14 protein-coding genes and 1 pseudogene are annotated in these 21922 nt (G+C 68.5%); 6 read left to right on the forward strand and 9 right to left on the reverse strand.

Annotated elements, in window-relative coordinates:
* Positions 1–43: 43 nt before the first annotated feature.
* Entirely contained in the window at positions 44–4303 is a 4260-nt protein-coding gene (locus tag BLQ28_RS06795) for an OmpA family protein (RefSeq protein ID WP_176801039.1), read from the forward strand.
* A 69-nt stretch (positions 4304–4372) separates the two neighbouring features.
* On the opposite strand, the gene BLQ28_RS33235 is transcribed toward BLQ28_RS06795, so the two are convergent.
* Positions 4373–4504: a hypothetical protein gene (locus BLQ28_RS33235; RefSeq protein WP_256327201.1), complete on the reverse strand. Its 132-nt coding sequence runs from the start codon at positions 4502–4504 to the stop codon at positions 4373–4375.
* 531 nt (positions 4505–5035) lie between these two features.
* Between BLQ28_RS33235 and BLQ28_RS06805 the strand changes: the two genes are divergently transcribed.
* The gene (locus BLQ28_RS06805; protein WP_256327202.1) at positions 5036–5638 is read left to right on the forward strand and encodes a 2OG-Fe(II) oxygenase; all 603 of its coding nucleotides are present in this window, start codon (positions 5036–5038) and stop codon (positions 5636–5638) included.
* 158 nt (positions 5639–5796) lie between these two features.
* Positions 5797–9219 (forward strand): autotransporter domain-containing protein, encoded by a 3423-nt coding sequence (locus BLQ28_RS06810; protein WP_176801040.1) that lies wholly within the window; start codon positions 5797–5799, stop codon positions 9217–9219.
* A 30-nt stretch (positions 9220–9249) separates the two neighbouring features.
* Here the strand turns inward: BLQ28_RS06810 and BLQ28_RS06815 are convergent, their stop codons facing one another.
* Positions 9250–10473, reverse strand: coding sequence for an ABA4-like family protein (locus BLQ28_RS06815; protein ID WP_093237931.1), 1224 nt, complete (start codon positions 10471–10473; stop codon positions 9250–9252).
* Between the two features lie 134 nt (positions 10474–10607).
* Between BLQ28_RS06815 and BLQ28_RS06820 the strand changes: the two genes are divergently transcribed.
* Entirely contained in the window at positions 10608–11234 is a 627-nt protein-coding gene (locus tag BLQ28_RS06820; protein WP_093237933.1) for a TetR/AcrR family transcriptional regulator, read from the forward strand.
* On the opposite strand, the gene BLQ28_RS06825 is transcribed toward BLQ28_RS06820, so the two are convergent.
* Positions 11231–11680, reverse strand: coding sequence for an Lrp/AsnC family transcriptional regulator (locus BLQ28_RS06825; RefSeq protein WP_093237934.1), 450 nt, complete (start codon positions 11678–11680; stop codon positions 11231–11233). The genes BLQ28_RS06820 and BLQ28_RS06825 overlap by 4 nt on opposite strands.
* A 132-nt stretch (positions 11681–11812) precedes the next feature.
* Between BLQ28_RS06825 and BLQ28_RS06830 the strand changes: the two genes are divergently transcribed.
* A complete protein-coding gene (locus tag BLQ28_RS06830) occupies positions 11813–12715 on the forward strand; it encodes a DMT family transporter (protein ID WP_093237936.1) in 903 nt (300 codons plus the stop codon).
* Positions 12716–12767: 52 nt separating this feature from the next.
* Here BLQ28_RS06830 and BLQ28_RS06835 read toward each other — a convergent pair whose 3' ends face one another.
* The 5 genes from BLQ28_RS06835 to BLQ28_RS06855 all read right to left on the reverse strand — a co-directional run bounded on the left by BLQ28_RS06835 (position 12768) and on the right by BLQ28_RS06855 (position 19169).
* The gene (locus BLQ28_RS06835; protein ID WP_093237937.1) at positions 12768–15896 is read right to left on the reverse strand and encodes an efflux RND transporter permease subunit; all 3129 of its coding nucleotides are present in this window, start codon (positions 15894–15896) and stop codon (positions 12768–12770) included.
* A gap of 18 nt (positions 15897–15914) precedes the next feature.
* Positions 15915–17063, reverse strand: a complete 1149-nt coding sequence (locus tag BLQ28_RS06840; RefSeq protein ID WP_093239350.1) for an efflux RND transporter periplasmic adaptor subunit — start codon at positions 17061–17063, stop codon at positions 15915–15917.
* A gap of 303 nt (positions 17064–17366) precedes the next feature.
* Entirely contained in the window at positions 17367–17912 is a 546-nt protein-coding gene (locus BLQ28_RS06845) for an Rrf2 family transcriptional regulator (RefSeq protein WP_093237939.1), read from the reverse strand.
* A 22-nt stretch (positions 17913–17934) separates the two neighbouring features.
* Complete coding sequence (locus tag BLQ28_RS06850; protein ID WP_093237940.1) at positions 17935–18633, reverse strand: Bax inhibitor-1/YccA family protein; 699 nt, start codon at positions 18631–18633, stop codon at positions 17935–17937.
* 185 nt (positions 18634–18818) lie between these two features.
* Positions 18819–19169 carry a hypothetical protein gene (locus BLQ28_RS06855; RefSeq protein WP_093237942.1) on the reverse strand — a complete coding sequence of 117 codons (351 nt, stop codon included), beginning with the start codon at positions 19167–19169 and terminating at the stop codon, positions 18819–18821.
* A 333-nt stretch (positions 19170–19502) separates the two neighbouring features.
* Here BLQ28_RS06855 and BLQ28_RS06860 point away from each other — a divergent pair.
* Positions 19503–19634 (forward strand): annotated as a pseudogene (locus BLQ28_RS06860) (hydrolase); the annotation flags it as partial.
* A 65-nt stretch (positions 19635–19699) separates the two neighbouring features.
* Here BLQ28_RS06860 and yccS read toward each other — a convergent pair.
* The gene (yccS, locus tag BLQ28_RS06865) at positions 19700–21922 is read right to left on the reverse strand and encodes a YccS family putative transporter (protein ID WP_093239352.1); all 2223 of its coding nucleotides are present in this window, start codon (positions 21920–21922) and stop codon (positions 19700–19702) included.

Genomic DNA, 21922 nt, shown 5'->3' on the forward strand with positions numbered 1-21922 from the left:
CATGAACCGCACCTCCACACCGAACACGTTCCAGCGAGCCGACATGAGAAGAAGACAGCTTCCGAAGCGCGTGGCCCTCGCGGGCGCCGTCACCGCCGCCTGCATGAGCATGGGGCTCGCCCTGGCGCAAGAGAGCGCCGTGCGCGGCCGCATGCTCGACCACGCCGCCGCCGATCCACGTGCCGTGGACATCGACGGCACGCGGCACCTGCCGCGCAGCAGCGAGCGCGAATTGCCCAAGGCCACCTTCGTGCTCGGCGACGCGCGCGAACCCGCAGCACCCGCCGCCGCGCCTGTTGCGGCGGCCACACCGCCCGTCGAACGCAGCGACACCGGCACGCCGCACTTCGAGTCCGGCGCGGATGGCCTTGCCCCGGCCGACCGCGCGCAGCTCGACCGCATCGCCGATCAGGTCAAGGGCCGCGACGGCCTGCGTTTCGAGATCGTCGGCCACACCGACACGCAGGCCCTGAGCGCCCGCTCGCGCGAGCGCTTCGCCGACAACCACGCGCTGGGCCTGGCCCGCGCGCAGCAGGTCGGGCGCTACCTCACGCAGCGCCTCGGCCTGCCCGATGGCGCAGCCGCCGCCACCTCGCGTGGCCCCGACGTGCCCGTGGCCACGCCCGCCACCGACCCCGCCAACTGGGCGGCCAACCGGCGCGTCGAGGTGCGCGTGTACTGGCGCGATGCGCCCGTGGCGGTGGCCGCGCCCGCACCGGTGGCCGACCCGGGCGTGTGCCGCACCTTCACGGCCATCGGCACCGACGATGCGCCGCTTCGTTTGAGCGTCGACGGCCAGTTGCTCACGCCCGATGGCAAGGGCCCGTCCACCGCAGCGGGAGAGGGCGCCACCAGCGCCGACCGCCAGCGCTGCGTCGACGTGCAGCTCGAGCGCAACCAGCTTCGCCTGCAGTACGACAACCTCTCGCAGCCGCGCCGCCTGAGCGCCACCGCATGGCCCACCACCGTGGTGGCCGGCGACACCGTGCGTTTTGCCGGCTACAGCAACTACTTGCTGTTCACCAGCAAGGCCGAGCTGCGCATCTTCACCGCCAACGACGTGATGCAGCGCCGCCTGCTGGCCACCGTGCCGCTCGACGCCACGCTGCGCGGCGAATGGCAGGTGCCCGAAGGGCTGCGCGACCGGCTGGCCGCCGGCACGGCCGGCAAGCTGTTTTACCGCGTGCGCGTGTACGACCGGCAGGGCCGCTTCGACGAAACCGATGACCTCTCGCTCTCGGTGGCCGAGCGCCACGTGCCCGACGCGACCACGCCCGACGTGGCGCGCGAGCTGCTGCGCGCCTACGGCCAGAACAACATCGCCATCGCCAACATTCCGCTGAGCGCGGGCACGGTCACCGCCAGCGGCGCCGCCATCCGCCCCGGCGAGACGGTGCGCGCGCTCGGCTTCGCCGTGCCGGTGGACGAAAGCGGACGCTTCGTGTTCCAGCAACTGGTGCCGCGCCGCGTGCAGACCGGCGAGATCGCCGTCACCGATGCGCAGGGCGCCACGCGCGCCTACCGCCGCGACTTCGACCTGCCCAAGAGCGACTGGTTCTTCGTGGGCCAGGCCGACCTGACCGTGGGCACCAACAGCGTGAGCGGCCCCGCCGCGATCATGACCAACGACAAGAACCGCTACGGCGGTGGCGGCTGGAGCGAAGGCCGCATCGCGGGCTATGCCAAGGGCCAGCTCAACGACCGCTGGACGCTCACGGCCAGCGTCGACACCGAAGAGCGTCCGCTCAAGGAGCTGTTTCGCAACCTCGACCGCAAGGACCCGACCTCGCTGTTCCGCCGCTTCGACCCCGAGGACTCGTGGAGCACCTTCGGCGACGACTCCACCACCATCGAGGACGCGCCCACGCAGGGCCGCTTCTACCTGCGCGTGGACGACGGTCGCTCGCAGGCCATGTGGGGCAACTTCAAGCTCAACTTCGGCGACACCGAGCTGACCCGCGTGAGCCGTGGCCTGTACGGCTTCTACGGCCGCTACCTGGGCGAAGAGTCGACGTCGTTCGGCGAAGCGCGACTGAAGGTCGATGCCTACGCGGCCGAGCCCGGCACGCTGGCCGCGCGCGAGGAGTTCCGCGGCACCGGCGGTTCGCTCTACTACCTGCGCAACCAGGACATCACGCGCGGCGCCGAGCGCGTGACGCTGGAGATCCGCGACAAGGACTCGGGCTTCGTGCTCAAGCGCACGCAGCTCGTGCCGAGTTCGGACTACGAGATCGACTACCTGCAGGGCCGCGTGCTGTTGTCGGCGCCATTGCCCAGCCTGTCGGACGACGGCTCGCTGGTGCGCGCCGGCGGCTTCACCGGCATGCCGACCTACCTGGTGGTGGACTACGAATACACGCCGCTGACCACCTCGCTGAGCACGCTTGCCGTGGGCGGGCGCGTGTCGTGGTGGGCCAACGACCACGTGGGCGTGGGCGTGACCGCCTCGCGCCAGGACCAGATCGGCGCCGACCAGCGGCTGGCCGGTGTCGACGTCACGGTGCGCAAGACCGAGACCACCTACGTCAAGGGCGAGTTCGCGCGCAGCAAGGGGCCGGGCACTGGCCAGCTCGACTCGCTCGACGGCGGCTTCAACTTCAGCGGGCGCAACGGCGCCGTGGGCACCGGCAACACCCGCCTGGGCAACGGCCCCACCGGCAACGCCAACGCCTGGCGGCTGGAGGGGCAGGCCGACCTGGCCGACTTCGACATCCGGGGCGGCGGACGCATCAGCGCCTATGCGCAGTCGCGCGATGCGGGCTTCTCGGCGCCGGGCCAGTACGCGAGCAACGCCACGCGGCAGGTCGGGCTGTCGGGCACCGTGCCCTTCGGAGAGAAGGGCGAGAACGGAGAGCTGCGCCTGAAGGTCGACCGCCGCGACGAACGCAACGGCTACAACAGCAGCGTGGTCGATGCGCAGTACGGCCTGGCCCTGTCGCCCGAATGGAAGCTGGGCCTGGGCCTGCGCTACGACGACAAGACCGGCGATGCGCTCATCACCAGCCCTTCGCTGCCCAGCACGCAGGCCGTGTCGGGCGAGCGCGCCGACGCGGCCGTGCAGCTCGAATACACCGGCAACGACCGCTGGAGCGCCTACGGCTTTGCGCAGAAGACATTGCGGCGCACCGGCACGCGGCTGGACAACGACCGCATCGGCCTGGGCGGGCGTTACCGCTTCACCGACAAGCTGGCGCTGCGCAGCGAACTCTCGACCGGCGACGGCGGGCTCGCGGGCAAGGCCGGTGTCGACTACCAGTACGACGACCGCTCCAGCGTCTACATGACCTACGTGGCCGACACCGGCCGCACCGACGAGAACCTCATCGGCCGTGGCGGCAGCCTCGTGACCGGCGTGCGCTCGCGCGTGGGCGACGGCCTGACGATGTTCACCGAGCATCGCCATGCCACCGGCGCGCAGCCGGGCCTCACGCATGCCTACGGCGTGCAGTACGCGCCCGACACGCGCTGGACCTTCGGCGTCAACTTCGAGAACGGCTGGGTCGGCGCCGAAACGCTCGGCGCCACCCGCCGCCAGGCCATCGCCTTCACGACGGGCTATTCGAGCGAGCGCCTGAAGTACAGCGGCGGCCTCGAGTACCGCAGGGACCGCACCTCGGCCGAGTCGCGCACCAGCTGGCTGCTGAAGAACTCCTTCACCTGGAAGGTGGACGACGACGCGCGCTGGATCGGCAAGCTCAACTGGGCCGACAGCGACAGCACCACCGGCAACCTGGCCGCGGCCAAGTACACCGAAGCCATGCTCGGCTACGCGCTGCGCCCCGCGCTGGACGACCGGCTGAACCTGCTCTTCAAGTACACCTACCTGTACGACCTGTCGTCGCCGGGCCAGGTGGTGTCGGGCGGCGGGCTCGATGCGAACCTGGGCACCACCGTGTCGACCACCGGCATCGACTACCAGCAGCGCAGCCACGTCTTTGCCATCGACGCCACCTACGACATCGACCCGCGCTGGACCATCGGCGGCAAGTACGCCTGGCGGCTCGGCGAGCTGCGCGCCAGCCGCGACAGCTCGGCGCCGTGGTTCAAGAGCTCGGCGCAGCTGACCGTGCTGCGCGTCGACTGGAAGCTGGTGCGCAACTGGGACTGGATGCTCGAATGGCGCTCGCTGCGCGCGAAGGAACTGAAGGACCGCAAGAACGGCTGGGTCACGGCCGCGTACTACCACGTCAACGAGAACCTGAAAGTGGGCGTGGGCTACAACTTCACTGACTACTCCGACAACCTCACCGACATGAGCTACCGCAGCAAGGGGTGGTTCCTCAACGTGCTGGGCAAGTTCTGAGCCGATGGGGCGATAGGGCGATGGCCTGACGGACCGCATGCACGAGGCGCGCGGCGTGCGAAGCGGAAGTCAGGCCGCCTCGGGTCGACATCGCGCGGGCCCGTGCCTTGCGGCGGGCTGCGCGTCGTTGCCGTCGTCGTCGTTGAACACGGTGCCCGGCGGGTCCGCCGAGGCGCCGAGCGCAAATATCCGGGCGCGCATCCGGGACTCCGCATTCAGCCTCGCCGGCCACAGCAGCGGCAGAGCAACCAACCCCACGCCCCAGGCGCCGACGCAGGCGTAGCAGGAAACGAGAGACTGCATCGCTGGGAACCTCCGTATCAGTGGCACGTGCATGCCGATGAAGGGGCCGGAAGGCCACTGTAGGTTCGCCCCGAAAGAAGGGCAACTGGCCAGTCGGCCTAGGCGCATGGGCGGGTGCGGCCCGGGATTCCACCAAGACGCTTTCACCCGATCTGATGCAACAATGTTGCAATAGATACGGCAAAGGTATACACCGTCGGCCCGGAGGACGACGCGGCGCGGGCGATGGCAGACGAAAGTGTTCCGTCGTGCGCCCGACATCCACAGGCCGCGTGCCCATGGGTTGGCACAGCCGTTGCTTCAAACCGTACCGCGTGGGTTTCCGGAAACAGCCGGTTCGCTCGGCATCGCTGCCTTTGGTGGGGCACGTGCCGCATCCGATCCGCCGATCCCGCGCACTTCAAAAAACGAGAAGAGCAGGGAGGGTTCGTGAAAGAAGCAACCAGCGAGGGCGCGAGGCCCTGGCAAGACATCGTCGTGGTCGACGACCTGTTGCCCCTTGAGGAACAGCGAAACCTTCACACCTTTCTTTCTTCGGGCAACTGGTCGCACGGCTGGCGCTCGCACGCCGGCGATGCCGTCCAGGGTTTCTGGCACAGGCACTTCGCGGGCAGCCTCGACGCCGCCGAGGCCAGCGCATCGCCCGATGTCGAGGCCGAGCTGGCGCGCAACGCACCCCCGGCCGATGCGCTCTGGCAGCGGCTGAAGCGATCGAGCCTCGCGGGCCATGCGCTGGAGCGCTGCTACGCCAACGGGCTGCCCTACGGCTGCGACGGCGCCACGCACACCGACTCCCTGGAACGGGGCGCCTGCACCGCCGTCTATTACCCGCACGCGCAGTGGGACCCGGATTGGGGCGGCGAGACCCTGATCTTCAACAAGGACAAGAGCGACATCCTGGCCGCCATCTATCCGAAGCCGAACCGGCTGCTGATCTTTCCCGGCTTCGTGTTCCACGTGGCCCGCGGCGTCTCGCGCACCTGCCCCGCGATGCGCATCACCCTGATGTTCAAGACACGCCTCGTCCTCTGAGCGGACGTGCGCGAAATGGCGTGCGGCCACCCATGGCGGACCGCCGTTTCATTTTTCACCGCCATCCGACGGGCGGTTTTTCGTCGGCCTCCAACTCCAACAGGGAACAAGAAATGAAGGTGCCTCCGTTTCGCAGAAATGTCTTTTGTTCGTGCCTGATGCTGCTGTCGATCTCGTGTGCGAACGCGCAGCCGGCCAGCTACCAGGACCCAGGAAAGATCGGGGACCCCGAAAGCTGGCGCACCGGCGAGTTCAATGCGGAATGGGGGCTGGCCGCGATGAAGGCGCAGTACGCCTATGCGGCTGGGTACACGGGCAAGAACATCACCATCGGTGTTCTCGATTCGGGCTACTACGACAAGCATCCGGGGCTGCCGGCAAGCCGTTTCATTCCGGTCACGAGCGACGGGATCTCAGGGGTGCTGAATGCGAAGAACAACAACCACGGCACGATGGTCAGCGGCACCATCGGCGCCGCGCGCGATGGGAAGGACATGCACGGCGTCGCGTTCAATGCGACTGTCTACGAGGCCAACACGAACGCCACCGACGGGTTCCTGTTCGGCGTGTCCGATCCCAAGTTTCCTGCCTCCGACGCCAAGTACTTTTCGGCCGCCTACGACGCGCTGGCGGCCAAGGGCGTGCGCATCATCAGCAACAGCTGGGGCTCGCAGCCCACAAGGGGCCCGAATCGCGAGGACTACAGCACCCTGAACAACATCATCGGCGCCTACTGGCTGCACGAGAAATATCGCATCGCCAACAACGGCCAGGGCACCTGGCTGGACGCGGCGATGAAGGTATCGAGGAACGGTGTCGTCAACAACTTCAGTGCCGGCAACACCGGCTACGACAACGCCAGCCTGCGCGGCTCGCTGCCGTACTTCCACCCAGAGCTGGAAGGCAACTGGATGACGACCACCGGCTACGCCCAGCAGCAAGGGCAGGTCTACAACAAGTGCGGCATCGCAAAGTACTGGTGCGTGGCCGCGCCCACGGGGACGTCGTCCACCAGCTACTCCGGCAGCGCGACCAATCCGAACCCCACCTACGCGAGTTTCAACGGCACGTCGGCCGCGGCACCGCACGCGTCGGCGGCGCTGGCGCTGATCATGGAGCGCTACCCCTTCATGACGAACGAGCAGGCACTGACGGTGCTGTTCACCACGTCCCAGAACATGGAGGTGGATACGAGCAAGCCGATCATCAAGGGCGACCCCGTGGTGTTCAGCGACATCACGCCGCTGAAGATCAGCAACAGCAAGGTGCCCAATGCGGTGGTTGGCTGGGGCCTTGTCGATCTCCAGAAGGCGATGGACGGCCCTGCGCAGTTCCTGGGCCGCTTCGACTACAACCTGCCCGGCGGGCAGAAGGACATCTGGCGCAACGACATCTCGCAGGAAGCCATCGTCCAGAGAAAGACGGAAGAGCAGGCCGAGGTCAACGGCTGGCAGGCGAAGAAGGCGACGCTGCCGGGCGCTCTTCCGGGCGACCAGCTCGCGACGTACCTCGGCGGCCTGCGCACCGGTGCTGTGCCGCTGCTGAAGAAACTGGCGGCCTCCATCGCAACGGGGAATTTCGCCGCCGACTATCAGGCCCTGCAGGGCAACGCCGTCGCGGCTTCGGTGTTCTCCCGCCTGCTGGCGGGCACCACGTACGGCTCGTATCTGGACAGCTACGCCTCGAACCCCGCGTACAGCTGGCTCGCCCAGAGCATCAGCGGCCAGCTCACGACGGCGCTGAACGCCAGTTCGTTCAGCATCACCGACAGCGAGGTTGACGCCGTCAAGGGCTCGCTGCAGTTCTCGTACAGCACGGCCAATGACCGCGTGGCCTACCTCACGAAGAAACTGGCCGACCCCACCGCCTACGAAGCAGGCCTCACCAAGAGCGGTGCGGGCCAGCTCACGCTGCAGGGCAACAACACCTACACAGGCGAGACGCGCGTCAATGGCGGCGAACTGGTGATCGACAAGGCCGCCTCCATCGTCTCGGCATCGGTCGTCAACAACACGGGCCTGCTCACGGTGAACGGCACGGCGGGCGACGCCACCGTCAACGCCGGCGGCACATTGCGCGGCACGGGCTCGGTGGGCGCAGCCACCATCGCCGCGGGCGGCACCGTGGCGCCGGGCAACTCCATCGGCACGCTGACGGTGCGCGGCGACTTCCTGCAGGCGGCCGGATCGTTCTATCAGGCCGAAGTGGCGCCCGGCGGTGCCAGCGACCGCATCGTGGTGGGCGGCAAGGCCATCCTGCAAGGCGGCACGGTGCAGATCGTGCGCACCAGCGACGCGCCCTTCGTCTTCGGCCAGCGCTACAACCTGCTGACGGCCACGGGTGGCATCGTCGGCACCTACGCCGGCCTGTCGGGCGATGCGGCGCCCATCTCGTTGTTCGTCGGTCCGAAGCTGAGCTACGACACCGCCGGTGCCTACCTGGACATCGCCCAGGTGGCACCGTTTGCCGCGGCAGCCGGCACGCGCAACCAGGCCGCCGCCGCGATGGGGGCCGACACCCTGCCTGACGCCAGCAGCCTCAAACTGGCGGTGCTGAACCTGCAGACCGGCGCGCAGGCGCGCGCGGCATTCGACCAGCTCGGCGGCGAGCTGCACGCCTCGGCCAAGACGGCATTGATCGAAGACAGCCGCTTCGTGCGCGAGGCCGTGCTGCGCCGCCTGCGGTTCGCGACCGAGGCCAATGGCGACGCGTCGCAGGCGCGCGGCAAGGATGCGCAGACGCTGGCGAGCGTGCCCGGCCGCTATGGCGTGTGGGGCCAGGCCTTCGGCTCCTGGGGGCATGCGGGTGGCGACGGCAATGCCGGCAGGCTCTCGCGCTCCGCGAGCGGCTTCATGGGCGGCGTGGACGGCCCGCTGCTCGACGAAGGGCGCATCGGCGTCGTGGCCGGCGTGAGCCACACCAGCTTCGACGTGCAGGACCGGCAGGCCTCGGGGTCGAGCGACAACTACCACCTGGGCGTCTATGGCGGCACCGAGCAAGGGCCGCTGGCCGTGCGTGGCGGATTGGCCCTCACGTGGAACGAGCTGTCGACCCGCCGGTCGGTGGCGTTCCCGGGCTTTGCCGACAGCCTGCAGGGCAGCTCCCATGCGCGCACGGCGCAGGCGTTCGGAGAGCTGGCCTACAAGCTGAAGGCCGGCAGCGTGGATGTCGAGCCCTTCGCCAATCTCGCGCATGTGAACCTGTCGAGCAGCAAGCTGCGCGAGCGCGGTGGCCTCGCGGCGCTGTACGGGCAGGGCGCCAACACCAACGTGACCTTCAGCACGCTCGGTGCGCGGACGTCGATGGACTTCGATCTCGGCGGAATGAGTGCCACGGCCCGGGCTTCGCTGGGCTGGCGGCGCGGCTTCGGCGACCTCACGCCGCAGATGACGTCGGCGCTGCTGGGCAGCGCTGCATTCACGGTGACCGGCGTGCCGGTGGCCAGGAATGCGACGCTGGCCGAGCTAGAACTCGACCTGCGCGTGGCGCCGCGTGCGACGCTTCGCGTGGCCTACAGCGGGCAGTTCGCCTCGAAGATGAAAGACCAGTCGGTCCGCGCCAGCCTCGACTGGAAATTCTGATGATGTGCCGGGGCATGCACGCCGTCGGCGTCACGCCCCGAACGACATGAGCGGCACGCCTGCGTAGGCGAGCCTGAACGCAAGAAGGATCAGCGCGACGTAGCCGCCCGCCACCAGCCACACGGCGACGCGGCCGAAGGGCAGGCGCAGCATGGCGATCAGCGCGCCAGCCAAAGGCAGTATCTGCTGCGCGTGCACGCCCAGGAAATGCGCCACGCGCAGATCGCCGCCGGTGGCCGACCAGCCCACCAGGGGCAGCACCGCGCCGCCCGCGATCGCGCCGATGGTCGAGCCGTGGTGCAGGCTGATGGCAATGCCGCCACCGGCACCGCCCACGAAGGTCAGCACGAGGCCCAGCACGACCGCCAGCCTGTAGGCCGGCGCGAGCGTGTCGCCGTGCCGCGCCACCAGACGTGCGAGCGGCAATGCCGTGGCGGTGAGCGACAGCGCACCAATGCCCATCAGGGTGAACATGACGGCGTGGAAGGTCGAGTCTTCGTTGAAGTGCGAGGCCTGCCCCAGCGCACCCTGCAGCGTGATGTAGGCGACCTCGAAGAGGCCCGTCGCGATCACGATCGCAACAATCGCGCGTTCGGTGCGCGATCCGCGATGCATGCGCGGCAGGTCGCCGAGCAGCCATGCCGTCGTCAGCGCATAGAGGCTCACCGACGCCATGAACTTCAGCGGCTTGACCCACACGCCCGTGCCCACGCCGGCGAGCGTGCGCGGATCGAGCCACGCCGCCAGCAGCGCGGGCACCATCGCCGCCAGCAGGATGCCGCCGAACCAGGCCAGCTGCGGCTGTCGCCGGTGCAGCTCGCGCGCCAGCCACGCGCACCAGGGTGCCACCCGCAGCGCCAGGAAGGCCAGCAGGCCCACCGGGCCGAACAGGAAGGTCAGCACGAAGCAGGGAAGGAGAAGGAGCGGCGCGATGCCCGCGCGCTCGCCTTCGCGCGCGATCCAGGTGCCCACGAACAGGTCGAAGGCAAGGTAGTGGAACCACCCCGCCGTGAGCAGTGCCGGTTGCTGGAACAGCGCATGCACCGCCGACAGCGAGCCGTAGCCGCCGCCCGGTGCGGAAGACCAGTAGGTGGCCATGAGCCACCAGTACGCCAGCCCCAGTCCCACGGGAATGACGATGCCGGTCAGCGCCCAGATGGCGGGCTTGGCGCGACCGAGCCAGGGCGCGGCGCCAAGGGCGGCCCAGGCGGGGAGGGCGACAGTGCTGCCCGCGCTGAAAAGTGAATCGAACATGGTGGCCTCGCGTGCGGAAAAGAAGATCGGGTCGGATGAAACTGGTGATATCTTGACGGTGTTTAGATGAAAAATCCAGAAGAATTTGAACGGTGTAAAGTTCCACCGATGAAGACCCCCGGAAACCAGCAGTCATGACGGCACGAAAAACGGCGAGCGCTCCGGCGCCCTATCACCACGGCGATCTGCGCGCGGCGCTGATCGCGGCCACCGAAGTCCTGCTGGCCGAACGCGGTGTCGAGGGCTTCACGCTGCGCGAGGTGGCGCGCCGCGCGGGCGTGTCGCCGGCCGCGCCGCTGCATCACTTCGGCAGTGCGGCGGGCCTGCTGACAGAGGTGTCCATCCTGGGGTTCGAGGAACTCACGCGCTGCCTGCGCGAGGGCACCGCCACGGGCGGCAGCGACCCCGCCGCAAGGCTGCGCGGCCAGGGCATGGGTTATGTGCATTTCGCGTTGACCTACCCCGGGCGCTTTCACCTGATGTTCCGCAAAGACCGGCTGGTGCAGGACGAAAGGCTCAAGGTGGCCGGCGACGCGGCCCTAGGCGAACTCGAACTGGCGGTGCGCGACTACACCGGCTGGGGCCACAAGAAGCCGCTGAACCGCGCGACGCAGGCCACGCTGCTGGCGGCGTGGTCATCGGTGCATGGCTTTGCGCATCTCGCGCTGGACGAGAAGTTCGGCGAGCTGGCCGGCACGGAGTGCACGAAAGACTTCGTGGGCGGGATGCTGCCGGAGATATTGCGGCAGCTCTGGCCCTAGGCCTGAAGGGTTCCCAGCGGAGGCAGCCGCTGCATGATGGTCTGCGCCTTCACGATCGAGGTGTTCGTCTCGGCCTTGCTGGCGATGCGGTCAAGAATCCGGTCGAGCTGTTCGAGCGATTGCAGGTACAGCCGCGCCACAAAACAGTCTTCGCCCGTGACCTTGTCGCACTCGCAGAACTCCGGCGTGCTCTCGATCAGCTTCTGCACCGCCTGCAGCTGGCCCGGCAAGGGCCGGATGCGCACGATGGCCTGGAACTGGTAGCCGAGGGCCCGGGGATTGATCTGCACGGTGTAGCCGCGGATCACGTCGCGTTCTTCAAGGCGCCGCAGCCGCTCCGCGACGCTGGGCGAAGACAGGCCCACCTGCAGCGCGAGTTCCTTGAGCGACATGCGGGCGTTGGCGCCGAGCGCCTTCAAGATGTCCTGATCGATCGCGTCCAGCATGGCTTGAGTCTCGGTTGATTCGTCGGTGCGCCTGATTTTCCATGGCAATCGGGCGGTTTCGCCTTTCTAAAAGCATGTCCATTTGCCGCAAAAGCTGGCACGCTCGGTGTTCCCTTCACACATCGGGTTCTCATGCAGATGAAGCTTCGCGGCGCGCTCGAAATGAGCGCGGCCATGGTGATCTCCGGAACCATCGGATGGTTCGTCGTGCGCGCCGAGCAGCCGCTGGTCGACCTGCTTTTCTGGCGCTGCGTGTTCGGTGCGGCCACGCTGTGGATCGCATGCGCCGCCTTGGGCGTGCTGCGCCGGGGCCTCACGCCCCGCACCTTCGCCCTGGCGGCGCTGGGCGGCGTGGCACTGGTCGTCAACTGGCTGCTGATCTTCGCGTCTTTCACGCACGCGTCCATCTCCATTGCCACGGCGGTCTACAACACGCAGCCCTTCATGCTGGTCGCGCTCGGCGCGCTGATGCTGTCGGAGCGGCTCACCGCCACGAAGATCGGCTGGCTCTGCATCGCGTTCGCCGGCCTCGTGCTGGTGGCGCAGGCCAAGCAGGGTGGCGGTGCCGACGACGGTGCCTACGTCGTCGGCGTGCTGATGGCATTGGGCGCGGCCTTCTGCTACGCGGTGGCCGCCATCGTCGCGAAGAAGCTCGACGGCATGGCGCCGCACCTGATCGCGCTGATCCAGTTCTGCGTGGGGATCGTCATGCTCGCGCCCTTCGCCAACCTGAAGGCGCTGCCGACCGATGCGGGAACGTGGGGCATCCACCTCACCATGGGCGTGATCTACACGGGGCTCGTGTTCATCCTGCTGTACGGCGCGATCCAGAAGCTGCCCACCACGGTGGCCGGTGCGCTGTCGTTCATCTATCCGCTGGTGGCGATCGGTATCGACTACGTGGTCTTCGGCCAGCGCCTGACGCCGGCCCAGATCGTCGGCGCGGCGGCCATCCTGATCGCGGCGGCCGGCATGACCTTCGGATGGACATTGCCCGGCCTGTCGCGAAGGCGGGCCGCGCCGCAGAAGGGTTGAGCGCGGGCCGCGACCGACAGGCACGCACCGGGCCCGATGGCCGTGGCGCGCGTCAGGCGGCCTGTTCTTCGCTCGCCTCGCGTCCCATCACCCTCGCGGCCAGGCGCTTCACCAGCAGGTAGAACAGCGGCACGAAGAAGATGCCCAGCGCGGTCGCCGCGAGCACGCCGCCGAACACGCCGGTGCCGATGGCCGTCTGGCTGCCCGAGCCCGCGCCGGTGGCAACGGCCAGCGGGATCACGCCCGCCAGGAAGGCCAGCGAGGTCATCAGGATCGGCCGCAACCGCAGGCGCGCGCCTTCGGCCACCGCTTCGAGCAGCGGCACGCCGCGCCGCAGCGCCGCTTCGGCGAACTCGATGATGAGGATCGCGTTCTTGGCCGACAGGCCGATGGTCGCGAGCAAGCCGACCTGGAAGTAGATGTCGTTCGACAACCCGCGCAATGCCGCCGCGATCACCGCGCCGAGCACGCCCAGCGGAATGACCAGCATCACCGAGAACGGCACCGACCAGCTCTCGTACAGCGCGGCCAGGCACAGGAACACCACGAGGATCGACAGCGCGAACAGCAGCGGAGCCTGCCCGCCGGACAGCCGCTCCTGGTAAGACAGGCCGCTCCAGGCCTGGCCGGTGCCGCTCTGCTTCTTCGCGATGGTCTCGACCGCGGCCATGGCCGTGCCCGAGCTGGTGCCCTGCGAAGCCGCGCCCTGGATCTGCACCGCGGGCAGGCCGTTGTAGCGCTCCAGCTGCGAGGCGCCCTGCGACCAGCGCGTGGTCGCGAAGGCCGAAAACGGCGTCATCGCGCCGGTGCTGCCGCGCACGAACCACTGGCGGATGTCGTCCGGTGCCGAGCGGTAAGGCGCATCGGCCTGCACGTACACGCGCTTGACGCGGCCGCGGTCGATGAAGTCGTTGACGTAGCTGCCGCCCCAGGCAATGCCCAACGTGGTGTTCACGTCTTCGAGCGACAGCCGCAGGGCCGATGCCTTCAGCTGGTCGATGTCGATCTGCAGCTGCGGCGTGCCGGCCACGCTGTTGGCACGCACGGATTGCAGGCGCTTGTCCTTGTCGGCCTCGCGCACCAACTGTTCGCGCGCCTGCACCAGCCGATCGGCGCCCATGCCCGAGGTGTCCTGCAGCCAGAACTCGAAGCCGTTGGATTGGCCCAGCCCTTCGATGGGCGGCGGCACCATGCCGTAGACCTCGGCATCGCGCTGCTGCTTGGCCAGCGCCACGCCGGCGCGTTCCGCGATGGCGTGCGCGCGCTTGTCGGCGCCGGGGCGCTCCGACCAGTCTTTCAGCGAGACGAAGGCCATGCCCATGTTCTGCCCCGAGCCGCCGTAGCTCCAGCCGGTGAGCGTGAAGATGGTGTCGGTGGTGTCCTTCTCGGTTTCGAGGAAGTGCTTTTCGACGGCGCGGTTCACTTCGTCCGTGCGGCCCGAGGTGGCGCCGGCCGGCAGCGTGAGCTGCACCATCACGCTGCCCTGGTCTTCTTCGGGCAAAAAGCCGCCGGGCAGGCTGACGTACAGCAGGCCCATGCCGGCCACGATGGCGACATACACGGCCGTGAAGCGCAGCGGCTTGCGCAGGATGCGGCCGAGCAGGCTCACGTAGCGGCCCTGCGCGGCATCGAAGCGGCGATTGAACGCGCCCAGAAAGCCGCGCGTGCGCGGCGGCACGCCGGCCTTCAGGAAGCGCGCGCACAGCGCCGGGATCAGCACGATGGCCACCACCACCGACAGCGCCATCGACGCGATGATGGTCACCGAGAACTGCCGGTAGATCACGCCCACCGAGCCGCCGAAGAAAGTCATCGGCAGGAACACCGCCGACACCACCACCGCGATGCCGACCAGCGCGCCGGTGATCTCCTTCATCGACTTGATGGTGGCCGCCTTGGCATCGAGCCCTTCCTCGTGCATGACGCGCTCGACGTTCTCCACCACCACGATGGCGTCGTCCACCAGCAGGCCGATGGCCAGCACCATGCCGAACAGCGTGAGCACGTTGATCGAATAGCCGAAGGCCGCGAGCACGCCGAAGGTGCCCAGCAGCACCACCGGCACGGTGATGGCCGGGATCACCGTGGCGCGCCAGTTCTGCAGGAACAGGAACATCACGACCACCACCAGCGCGATGGCCTCCAGCAGCGTCTTGATGACCGACTTGATCGAGATCTTGACGAAGCGCGTGCTGTCTTCGGCGTAGGCCACGCGCAGGCCCGGGGGCAGCGACGGTTCGAGCTCGGCGATGCGCGCCTTCACCGCGTTGGCGGTGGTCAGCGCATTGGCGCCGGGCGCCAGCATGATGGCCGAGCCCGAGGCCGGGTGGCCGTTCAGGCGCGTGGTTTCCGCATACGACTCGCTGCCGATCTCGACGCGCGCGACATCGCCCAGGCGCACCACGGCGCCGTCGGCCTGCGTCTTGAGCACGATGTCGCGGAACTGCGCAGGCGTCTGCAGGCGCGAGAGCGCGGTGACGGTGGCGTTCAGGTGCTGCGTCGGCGCTGAAGGCCGCGCGCCGATCTCGCCCACCGACACCTGCGTGTTCTGCGCGGTGATGGCGGCGGTGACGTCGGACGGCATCAGCTGGTAGCTGGCCAGCCGGTGCGGGTCGAGCCAGATGCGCATGGCGTAGGCCGCGCCGAAGGCCTGCACCGAGCCCACGCCGTCGACGCGGCTGATCGGGTCGCGCAGGTTGCTGGCCATCCAGTCGGAGATGTCGGTGTCGGTGCGCCGGTCGGTCTCGTCGTAGAGCGCGACGATGAGCAGGAAGTTGTTCTGCGACTTCGCGACCGTCACGCCCTGCTGCTGCACCGCCTGCGGCAGCCGGCTGGTGGCCTGGCTGACCTTGTTCTGCACCTGCACCTGCGCGGTGTCGGGGTCGATGCCCTGGCGGAAGGTGACGCTGATCTCGGCGTAGCCGGCCGAACTGCTCGTCGACTTGAAGTACATCAGGCCGTCGATGCCCTTCAGCTGCTGCTCGATGACCTGCGTCACGCTGCTTTCGAGCGCCTGCGCCGAGGCACCGGGGTAGTTGGCATACACGACCACGGTCGGCGGCGCGATGTCCGGGTACTGCGACACCGGCAGCGTGCGAATGGCCACGCCGCCGGCCAGCATGATGAGGATGGCGATGACCCAGGCGAAGACGGGCCGCTGGATGAAGAAATTGGCGATCACGGGATTCTTGGATTCTTCTTACTCGGCGGCGGCAGAAGCGGCCGCGGCTGCGTTGGCAGACACCGGCACCGGCTTCACCTTCTCGCCGGGGTGCGCGCGCTGCAGGCCCTCGACCACGAGGCGGTCGCCTTCGCGCAGGCCCTTGGTCACGACCCAGTGCTCGCCTTCGGTGCTGCGCACTTCGATCGGACGCAGCTCGACCTTGTCGCCGGCACCGACCACCAGCGCGGTCGGTTCGCCCTTTTCGTTGCGGGCCACGCCGCGCTGCGGCGCGAGGATCGCCTGCCGCTCCACGCCCGACTCGACCTGCGCGCGCACGTACATACCGGGCAGCAGCAGCCCTTGCGGGTTCGGGAACTCGGCGCGCAGCGTGACCGAGCCGGTCGCCGCATCGACACCCACTTCGGAAAACTTCAGCGTGCCGGCATGCGGGTAGGGCAGGCCGTCTTCCATGCGCAGGCGGACCTGGGTGCTGGCCGGTGCCATGTCGCCCGAGATGAAGCGGCGCTTGAGTTTCGTCAGCTCCAGGCTCGACTGCACCACGTCGACATAGATCGGGTCGAGCCGCTGGATCGTGGCCAGTGCCATCGCCTGGCCCGGCGCCACGAGCGCGCCCTCGGTCACGCCCGAGCGGCCGATGCGTCCGGCGATGGGCGCGGTGATGCGCGTGAATTCGAGGTTGATGCGCGCCGCCTTCACCGCCGCCTGCGCGGCCTTCACGCTGGCTTGGGCTTGCACGAGCGCGGCCTGCGCCTCTTCGTGCTCCTGCCTGCTCACGGCGTTGGCCTTGACCAGTTCGCCGAAGCGCTCGGCCTTGCCGCGTAGGCTGGCGATGGTGGCTTGTGTCGTGGCCAGCGTGGCCTGCGCCTGCTCGTGCGCGGCCTCGAAAGGGCCGGGCTCGATCTCGTACAGCACCTGGCCCGCGCGGACCATGCTGCCTTCTTCGAACAGGCGCTTGCGCACGATGCCGTTGACCTGCGGCCGGACCTCGGAGACGCGGTAGGCGGCGGTGCGGCCGGAGAGTTCGGTGTGCACGGCCACGTCGCCGGCGTGCAGCGACACGATGCCGACCTCGGGGGGCGCGGCATCGGTGGCGGGTGGCTGCTTGGCGCCGCATGCGGCGAGCGCGAGCAGGGAAAAGGGAAGCAGGAGCTTGAAGGTGGTCATGGCCATCTGGAATCGCGGTGTCGCGCGCGCGGGGGAATGCCCGGCGTTGCGCGTCTGCACCTTAACGGTGCATTGTGCCTTTGGTGTTGCGACGCAACATGAAGGAATCCCAAGACCGCGACAGGGAGAAGCAGCGGCCTCGGTGCGGCGGGACAACGTCCCGTCGCCAACGAAAAAAGGCCCATGCAGATGCCAACCCGCCGCCACGTCGATCCGTGGCGGGAGCTGGCTGCATGGGCCGCGAAAAGCGGTCGGTCTGTGGCTCGCTGCGGTTGCCGTCTTCAGACGGCAGGGGCGGCGGACCTAACTGGCGCTTTGCTGGTGGCGTCGGCCCAGTGCGAACACCGAGTTGGGCGCGTCGACGACGAAAGGCTTGCGCGCGGCCGGCTGGCCGACCGGCGTGCGCCGGGCGTCCTGCCGTGCCGCGGGCTGCACGCCCTTGGCCTTCTGCTCGTCGACCAGGCTCTGCAGCGAGATCGACTTGAGAAACTCGACCGCGCGAAGATTCACGGTGGCCCAGAGCTCGTCGATTTCGCAGCGGCCCGCGTCGCCGGGCGCGCCGTTGCCGCGTCGGCGGGTGGACTCGGCATCGTGTTCCTCGATCGAGAGGACGATGTCGGCCACCGAGATGTCGGCCGCCTTGCGGCTGAGCGAATAGCCGCCGCCCGGACCCCGGGTCGATTCGACCAGCTCGTTGCGGCGCAGCTTGCCGAACAGCAGTTCCAGGTACGAGAGCGAAACCCGCTGGCGCATGCTGATCGACGCCAGCGTGACCGGGCCCGAGCGGCCGTGCAGGGCGATGTCGATCATCGCGGTGACCGCGAAGCGGCCCTTGGTGGTGAGGCGCATGTCAGTTCTCCTTTGCGGTGGATTACTCGTCGCGGCCGCCGGCAATGCCCAACAGGGCCAGCAGCGACTGGAAGACGTTGTAGATGCTGAGGTACACGCCCAGCGTGGCCGAGATGTAGTTGGTTTCCAGGCCGTCCTTCACGCGCTTGAGGTCGTGCAGGATGAAGGCCGAGAAGATGCCGATGGCCGCGACCGACAGCGTCATCATCAGCGCGCTCGACTTGATGAAGAAGTTGGCGATGCCCGCCACCAGCAGCAGGATGGCGCCGATGAAGAGCCACTTGCCCATGGCCGACAGGTCGCGCTTGATGACCGACGACAACGAGGCCATGCCCAGGAAGATCGCGCCGGTGCCGGCGAACGCCGTCATCACGAGGCTGGCGCCGTTGGCCAGGCCGAGCACGGTGCCGACCAGGCGCGACAGCATCAGGCCCATGAAGAAGGTGAAGGCCAGCAGCACCGGCACGCCGGCGGCCGATTCCTTGGTCTTCTCGATGGCGTACATGAAGCCGAAGGCGCCGCCGAGGAAGACCATCAGGCCGATGCCGGGCGACATGGCGCGCGAGAAGCCGGTGGAGACGCCGATCCAGGCGCCGAGCACCGTCGGCACCATCGACAGCGCGAGCAGCCAGTAGGTGTTGCGCAGGACGCGGTTGCGTTCCTGCACCGAGGCGATCGGCGCGTCGAAGCCGGGGTGGTAAGTGGTTGGGCTGTTGTTCATTGTGATTTCCTGATTTCCTTGAAGGGAGGTGGACCGATGCCGGACTGGACGAAATGGCACGTGCAGCGGGCGAACGGCCGGAAGGGGAGATGTGTCGTTGCGATGCGGGTGTGCCGGAAGGCCGGCAGGCCGTATCGAGGGGCAGAAGCCCGCGCAGGGCTCCCGGTCGCGCAGGGCCGTGAGGCCTAGGCGACGAAGGAAGCGGCGCGAGGAGGCCGCTTGGGCCGTTCGAGGAACGGCGAGATCGTGGTGGTCAGGCCGAGTTTCGGCAGCTGTTCCGACAGACGCTGCGGCAGGCGCACGTCGTTGCGGGCATCGACCAGCTCGGCGTGTTCGGAGCCTGCTTCGTCGAGGTTGGTGGCATCGTCCGATGCCGAATCGGCATCGCCAACCGTGGTGGCGTCGGCGAGCGAAACGCTGGTGACCACCGTCTGCTCGACCTGGCTGGCCTGCGAGACGGTTGGGTGGTTGCCGTACGTATGGCCGGCACCGATCAGGTTGTGGGCAAGCACGGCAAAGCCGTAGCAGGACAACATGATGGCAAGGACAGTAGCGGCAAACCAGCGGGACATGAAGGGGTAATTTTACCTGCCGCCAGCCCACCCGGCCGCAAAGACGGCGCTTTCTCCGACCGGGGCGCACGGATGTTCAGGTGTTCTTCATCGTCCATGAGATGAGACGCTCATGGAAAATCTGGCCGACTACCGGAGTTTTGGCCTCGCTTTTAGCCTTCTGGACATGTATCGGCGCCCTCTGCCTGCCGGGCATTCACCTCAACTTCCAGGAGAACCTTTCATGGCCACCCCCGACAACATCGCCAACTTCAACGGTGCCAAGCCTGTGATCGACGCCGACGACGCCGCAATGCCGATACCGCGGCCGTCTGCTCCGAGATCCAGAAGACCTGGAACCGCGAAGACGCGCTGCAATGGGCCGAGGCCTACAGCGCCGTGTTCCCGCCGTACCAGTTGCTGATCGAGAGCTACGTGAAGGCGCAGTAGGTCGTGAAGAACAGCGAGCAGCTGGATTCGCAACGCGCCTGAGGGCCTGAAGGCTCGACGGCTTGCTACACGGCCGCAGCCGGAGGCTCGGTGCCTTCCGGCTGCAGCCATTCGCGCGCATGGCCGCGCAGCGCGTCGATCTGGAGCCAGATCAAACCCAGCTCCGTATGAAAGGTGCGCGCCTGCGGATCGGCCTCGCCGCTGGCGGCCGTCGCTTCTGCCAACGCGGCGCGCGCCGCCGACTCCGAGGCGGTGTCGCGCGGGCCATCGACCGAGCCGCTCTCGAGTCCGGCCGCCAGCGCATCGAGCGCCGCGATCGCGCCTTCCGCCGCAGTGCGCAGCACCGCCATCTGCGCCGAATCGGGCAGCGCCGCGCGGTGCGCGCCCAGCGCCGACAGATAGCTCAACAGCGTGTGCGAGCGGATCAGAAAGCGCAGCGCCACGCCCGCGCGCGGCCGCACGTAGCCGGGCTCGCGGAACATGTCGGACACGGCGGTCGACAGGGCCGCATCGGCGTTGTGGTCGTTGCGGCGCGCCAGCCGGTAATCGAGGTGATCGCGTGCGCCCGTGCGGTACTGCGCGACGATCTGCCGCAGGTAGCCCGCGTGACCACGCAAGGCCGCTGCCGCCAGTTCGTTGATGCGGCGCGCCTGCCAGTGCGGCAGCACCAGCAGCACGGCAAGCCCGGCGATCGCGCTGCCGATGGCGGTGTCGACCAGCCGCGGCACCAGCAGCACGCCGCTGTCGCCGACCTGGTTGAAGCACATCAGCACCAGCAGCGTCATCGAGGCCGTTGCCAGCAGGTAGCGCGTGGTGCGCGTCGCGAAGAACAGCACGCCCGCCACCACCGCGATCACCGACTGCACCAGCGGTTGCGGAAATAGCTGCAGCAGCGCCCAGCCCGCCACCACGCCCAGCGCCGTGCCCGCGATGCGCTGGCCCATGCGCGAGATGGTGTCGCCGTAGGTCTGCTGGCACACGAACAGCGTGGTCAGCAGGATCCAGTAGCCCTGCGCCGGATGGATCAGGTGCATCACGCCATAGCCCGCAACCAGCGCGATCGACAGCCGCAGTGCATGCCGAAACAGCGGCGAGCGCGGCGTGAGCTGCCGCCGCACGCGTTCGACCGCATCGCGCCATGAACGCGGCGAGCGGTCGAACAGACCCATCTCGGTCCGGCCGGCGCGCGCCGACGGCTGGCTTGCGCCCGTGAGTTGCCCGTCGAGTTGCGCGAGGTTGCGCGCAAGCGCCTCGACCGAAGCCAGCAGCACCAGCCGCTCGGGCGTGGACGCGCGTGCGCGTTCATGTGCGATGGCGCTGCGCAGGTCGGCCAGCGCCTGGACGGTCTCGGTGCCCACCTCGAAGGGTTCGCGCCGCTCGATCGATGACGCGAGGCGCAGGCAGGCGATGCCCTGCAGGTCCAGCACGCGCTGGCAGCGGTACAGCAGGTCGCTGTGGAAGAAGGCGTCGGCCAGCGCGTTGTAGTCGTCGTGCGAAGAGCTGGCGCGCTCGTGCACGTCCTGCGCGATCAGGTACAGGCCGCGGTAGCGCGAGATGCGCCCCGTCGGCGCCCGCGCGCCGATGCGGCGGAAGATGCTTTCCTTGGCGGCGTTCAGCTCGGTCACCACCTCCGCGTTGAGCTGCGCGAGCGACAACCGCTTGCGCTCGATGTCGATGCCGCGCAGCGGCTCGAACAGCGAAGCCTTGAAGCGCACGAAGTTGCCCAGCACCCCGAACAGCGTGACCAGCCGCGCCTGCACCGGCTGCGCCGGAAAGGCCGCGCACCAGAGTACCGAGAACACGCCGTACCACGCTGCGCCCGCCAGCAGCAACAGCGGCTCGCGGCCGCGAACGGCCGCAGTGCCGTGCGAGGACGTCATGTTCTCGATGCCGAGCGTGGCGTACATCCCCAGGATCAGCGTGGCATAGGCAATCGCCTTGTAGCGCGCCTCCACCGCGCCCAGCATCGTGAGGCTGAAGGCCGCGAGCGCGAGCCCGGTGATGAACAGCAGCGGCAGGCCGAACAGCGCCTCGACCGCGAACGCCATCGCCGCGAAGCAGGCCAGCGTGACCAGTTGCGCGCGAAGCCGGCCGCGCCAGCTGTCGTCGGTTTCGGCGAGCGCGCTGGCAATGGCGCCAAGAAACAGCGGGATCACCGCATCGGGGTGGCCGGTGTAGCCGCACGCGGCCATCAGGCTGCCGAGCGTGAGCAGGATGCGCAGCGGCTGCGCGCGAGAGGCAAAAGACCGCAGCCGCTGGCGCAGCGCGTCGGAAGACAGGGGAAGCAT

Origin of the sequence: Variovorax sp. EL159, assembly GCF_900100965.1 — a bacterium.
Taxonomy (GTDB): Bacteria; Pseudomonadota; Gammaproteobacteria; order Burkholderiales; family Burkholderiaceae_C; genus Variovorax.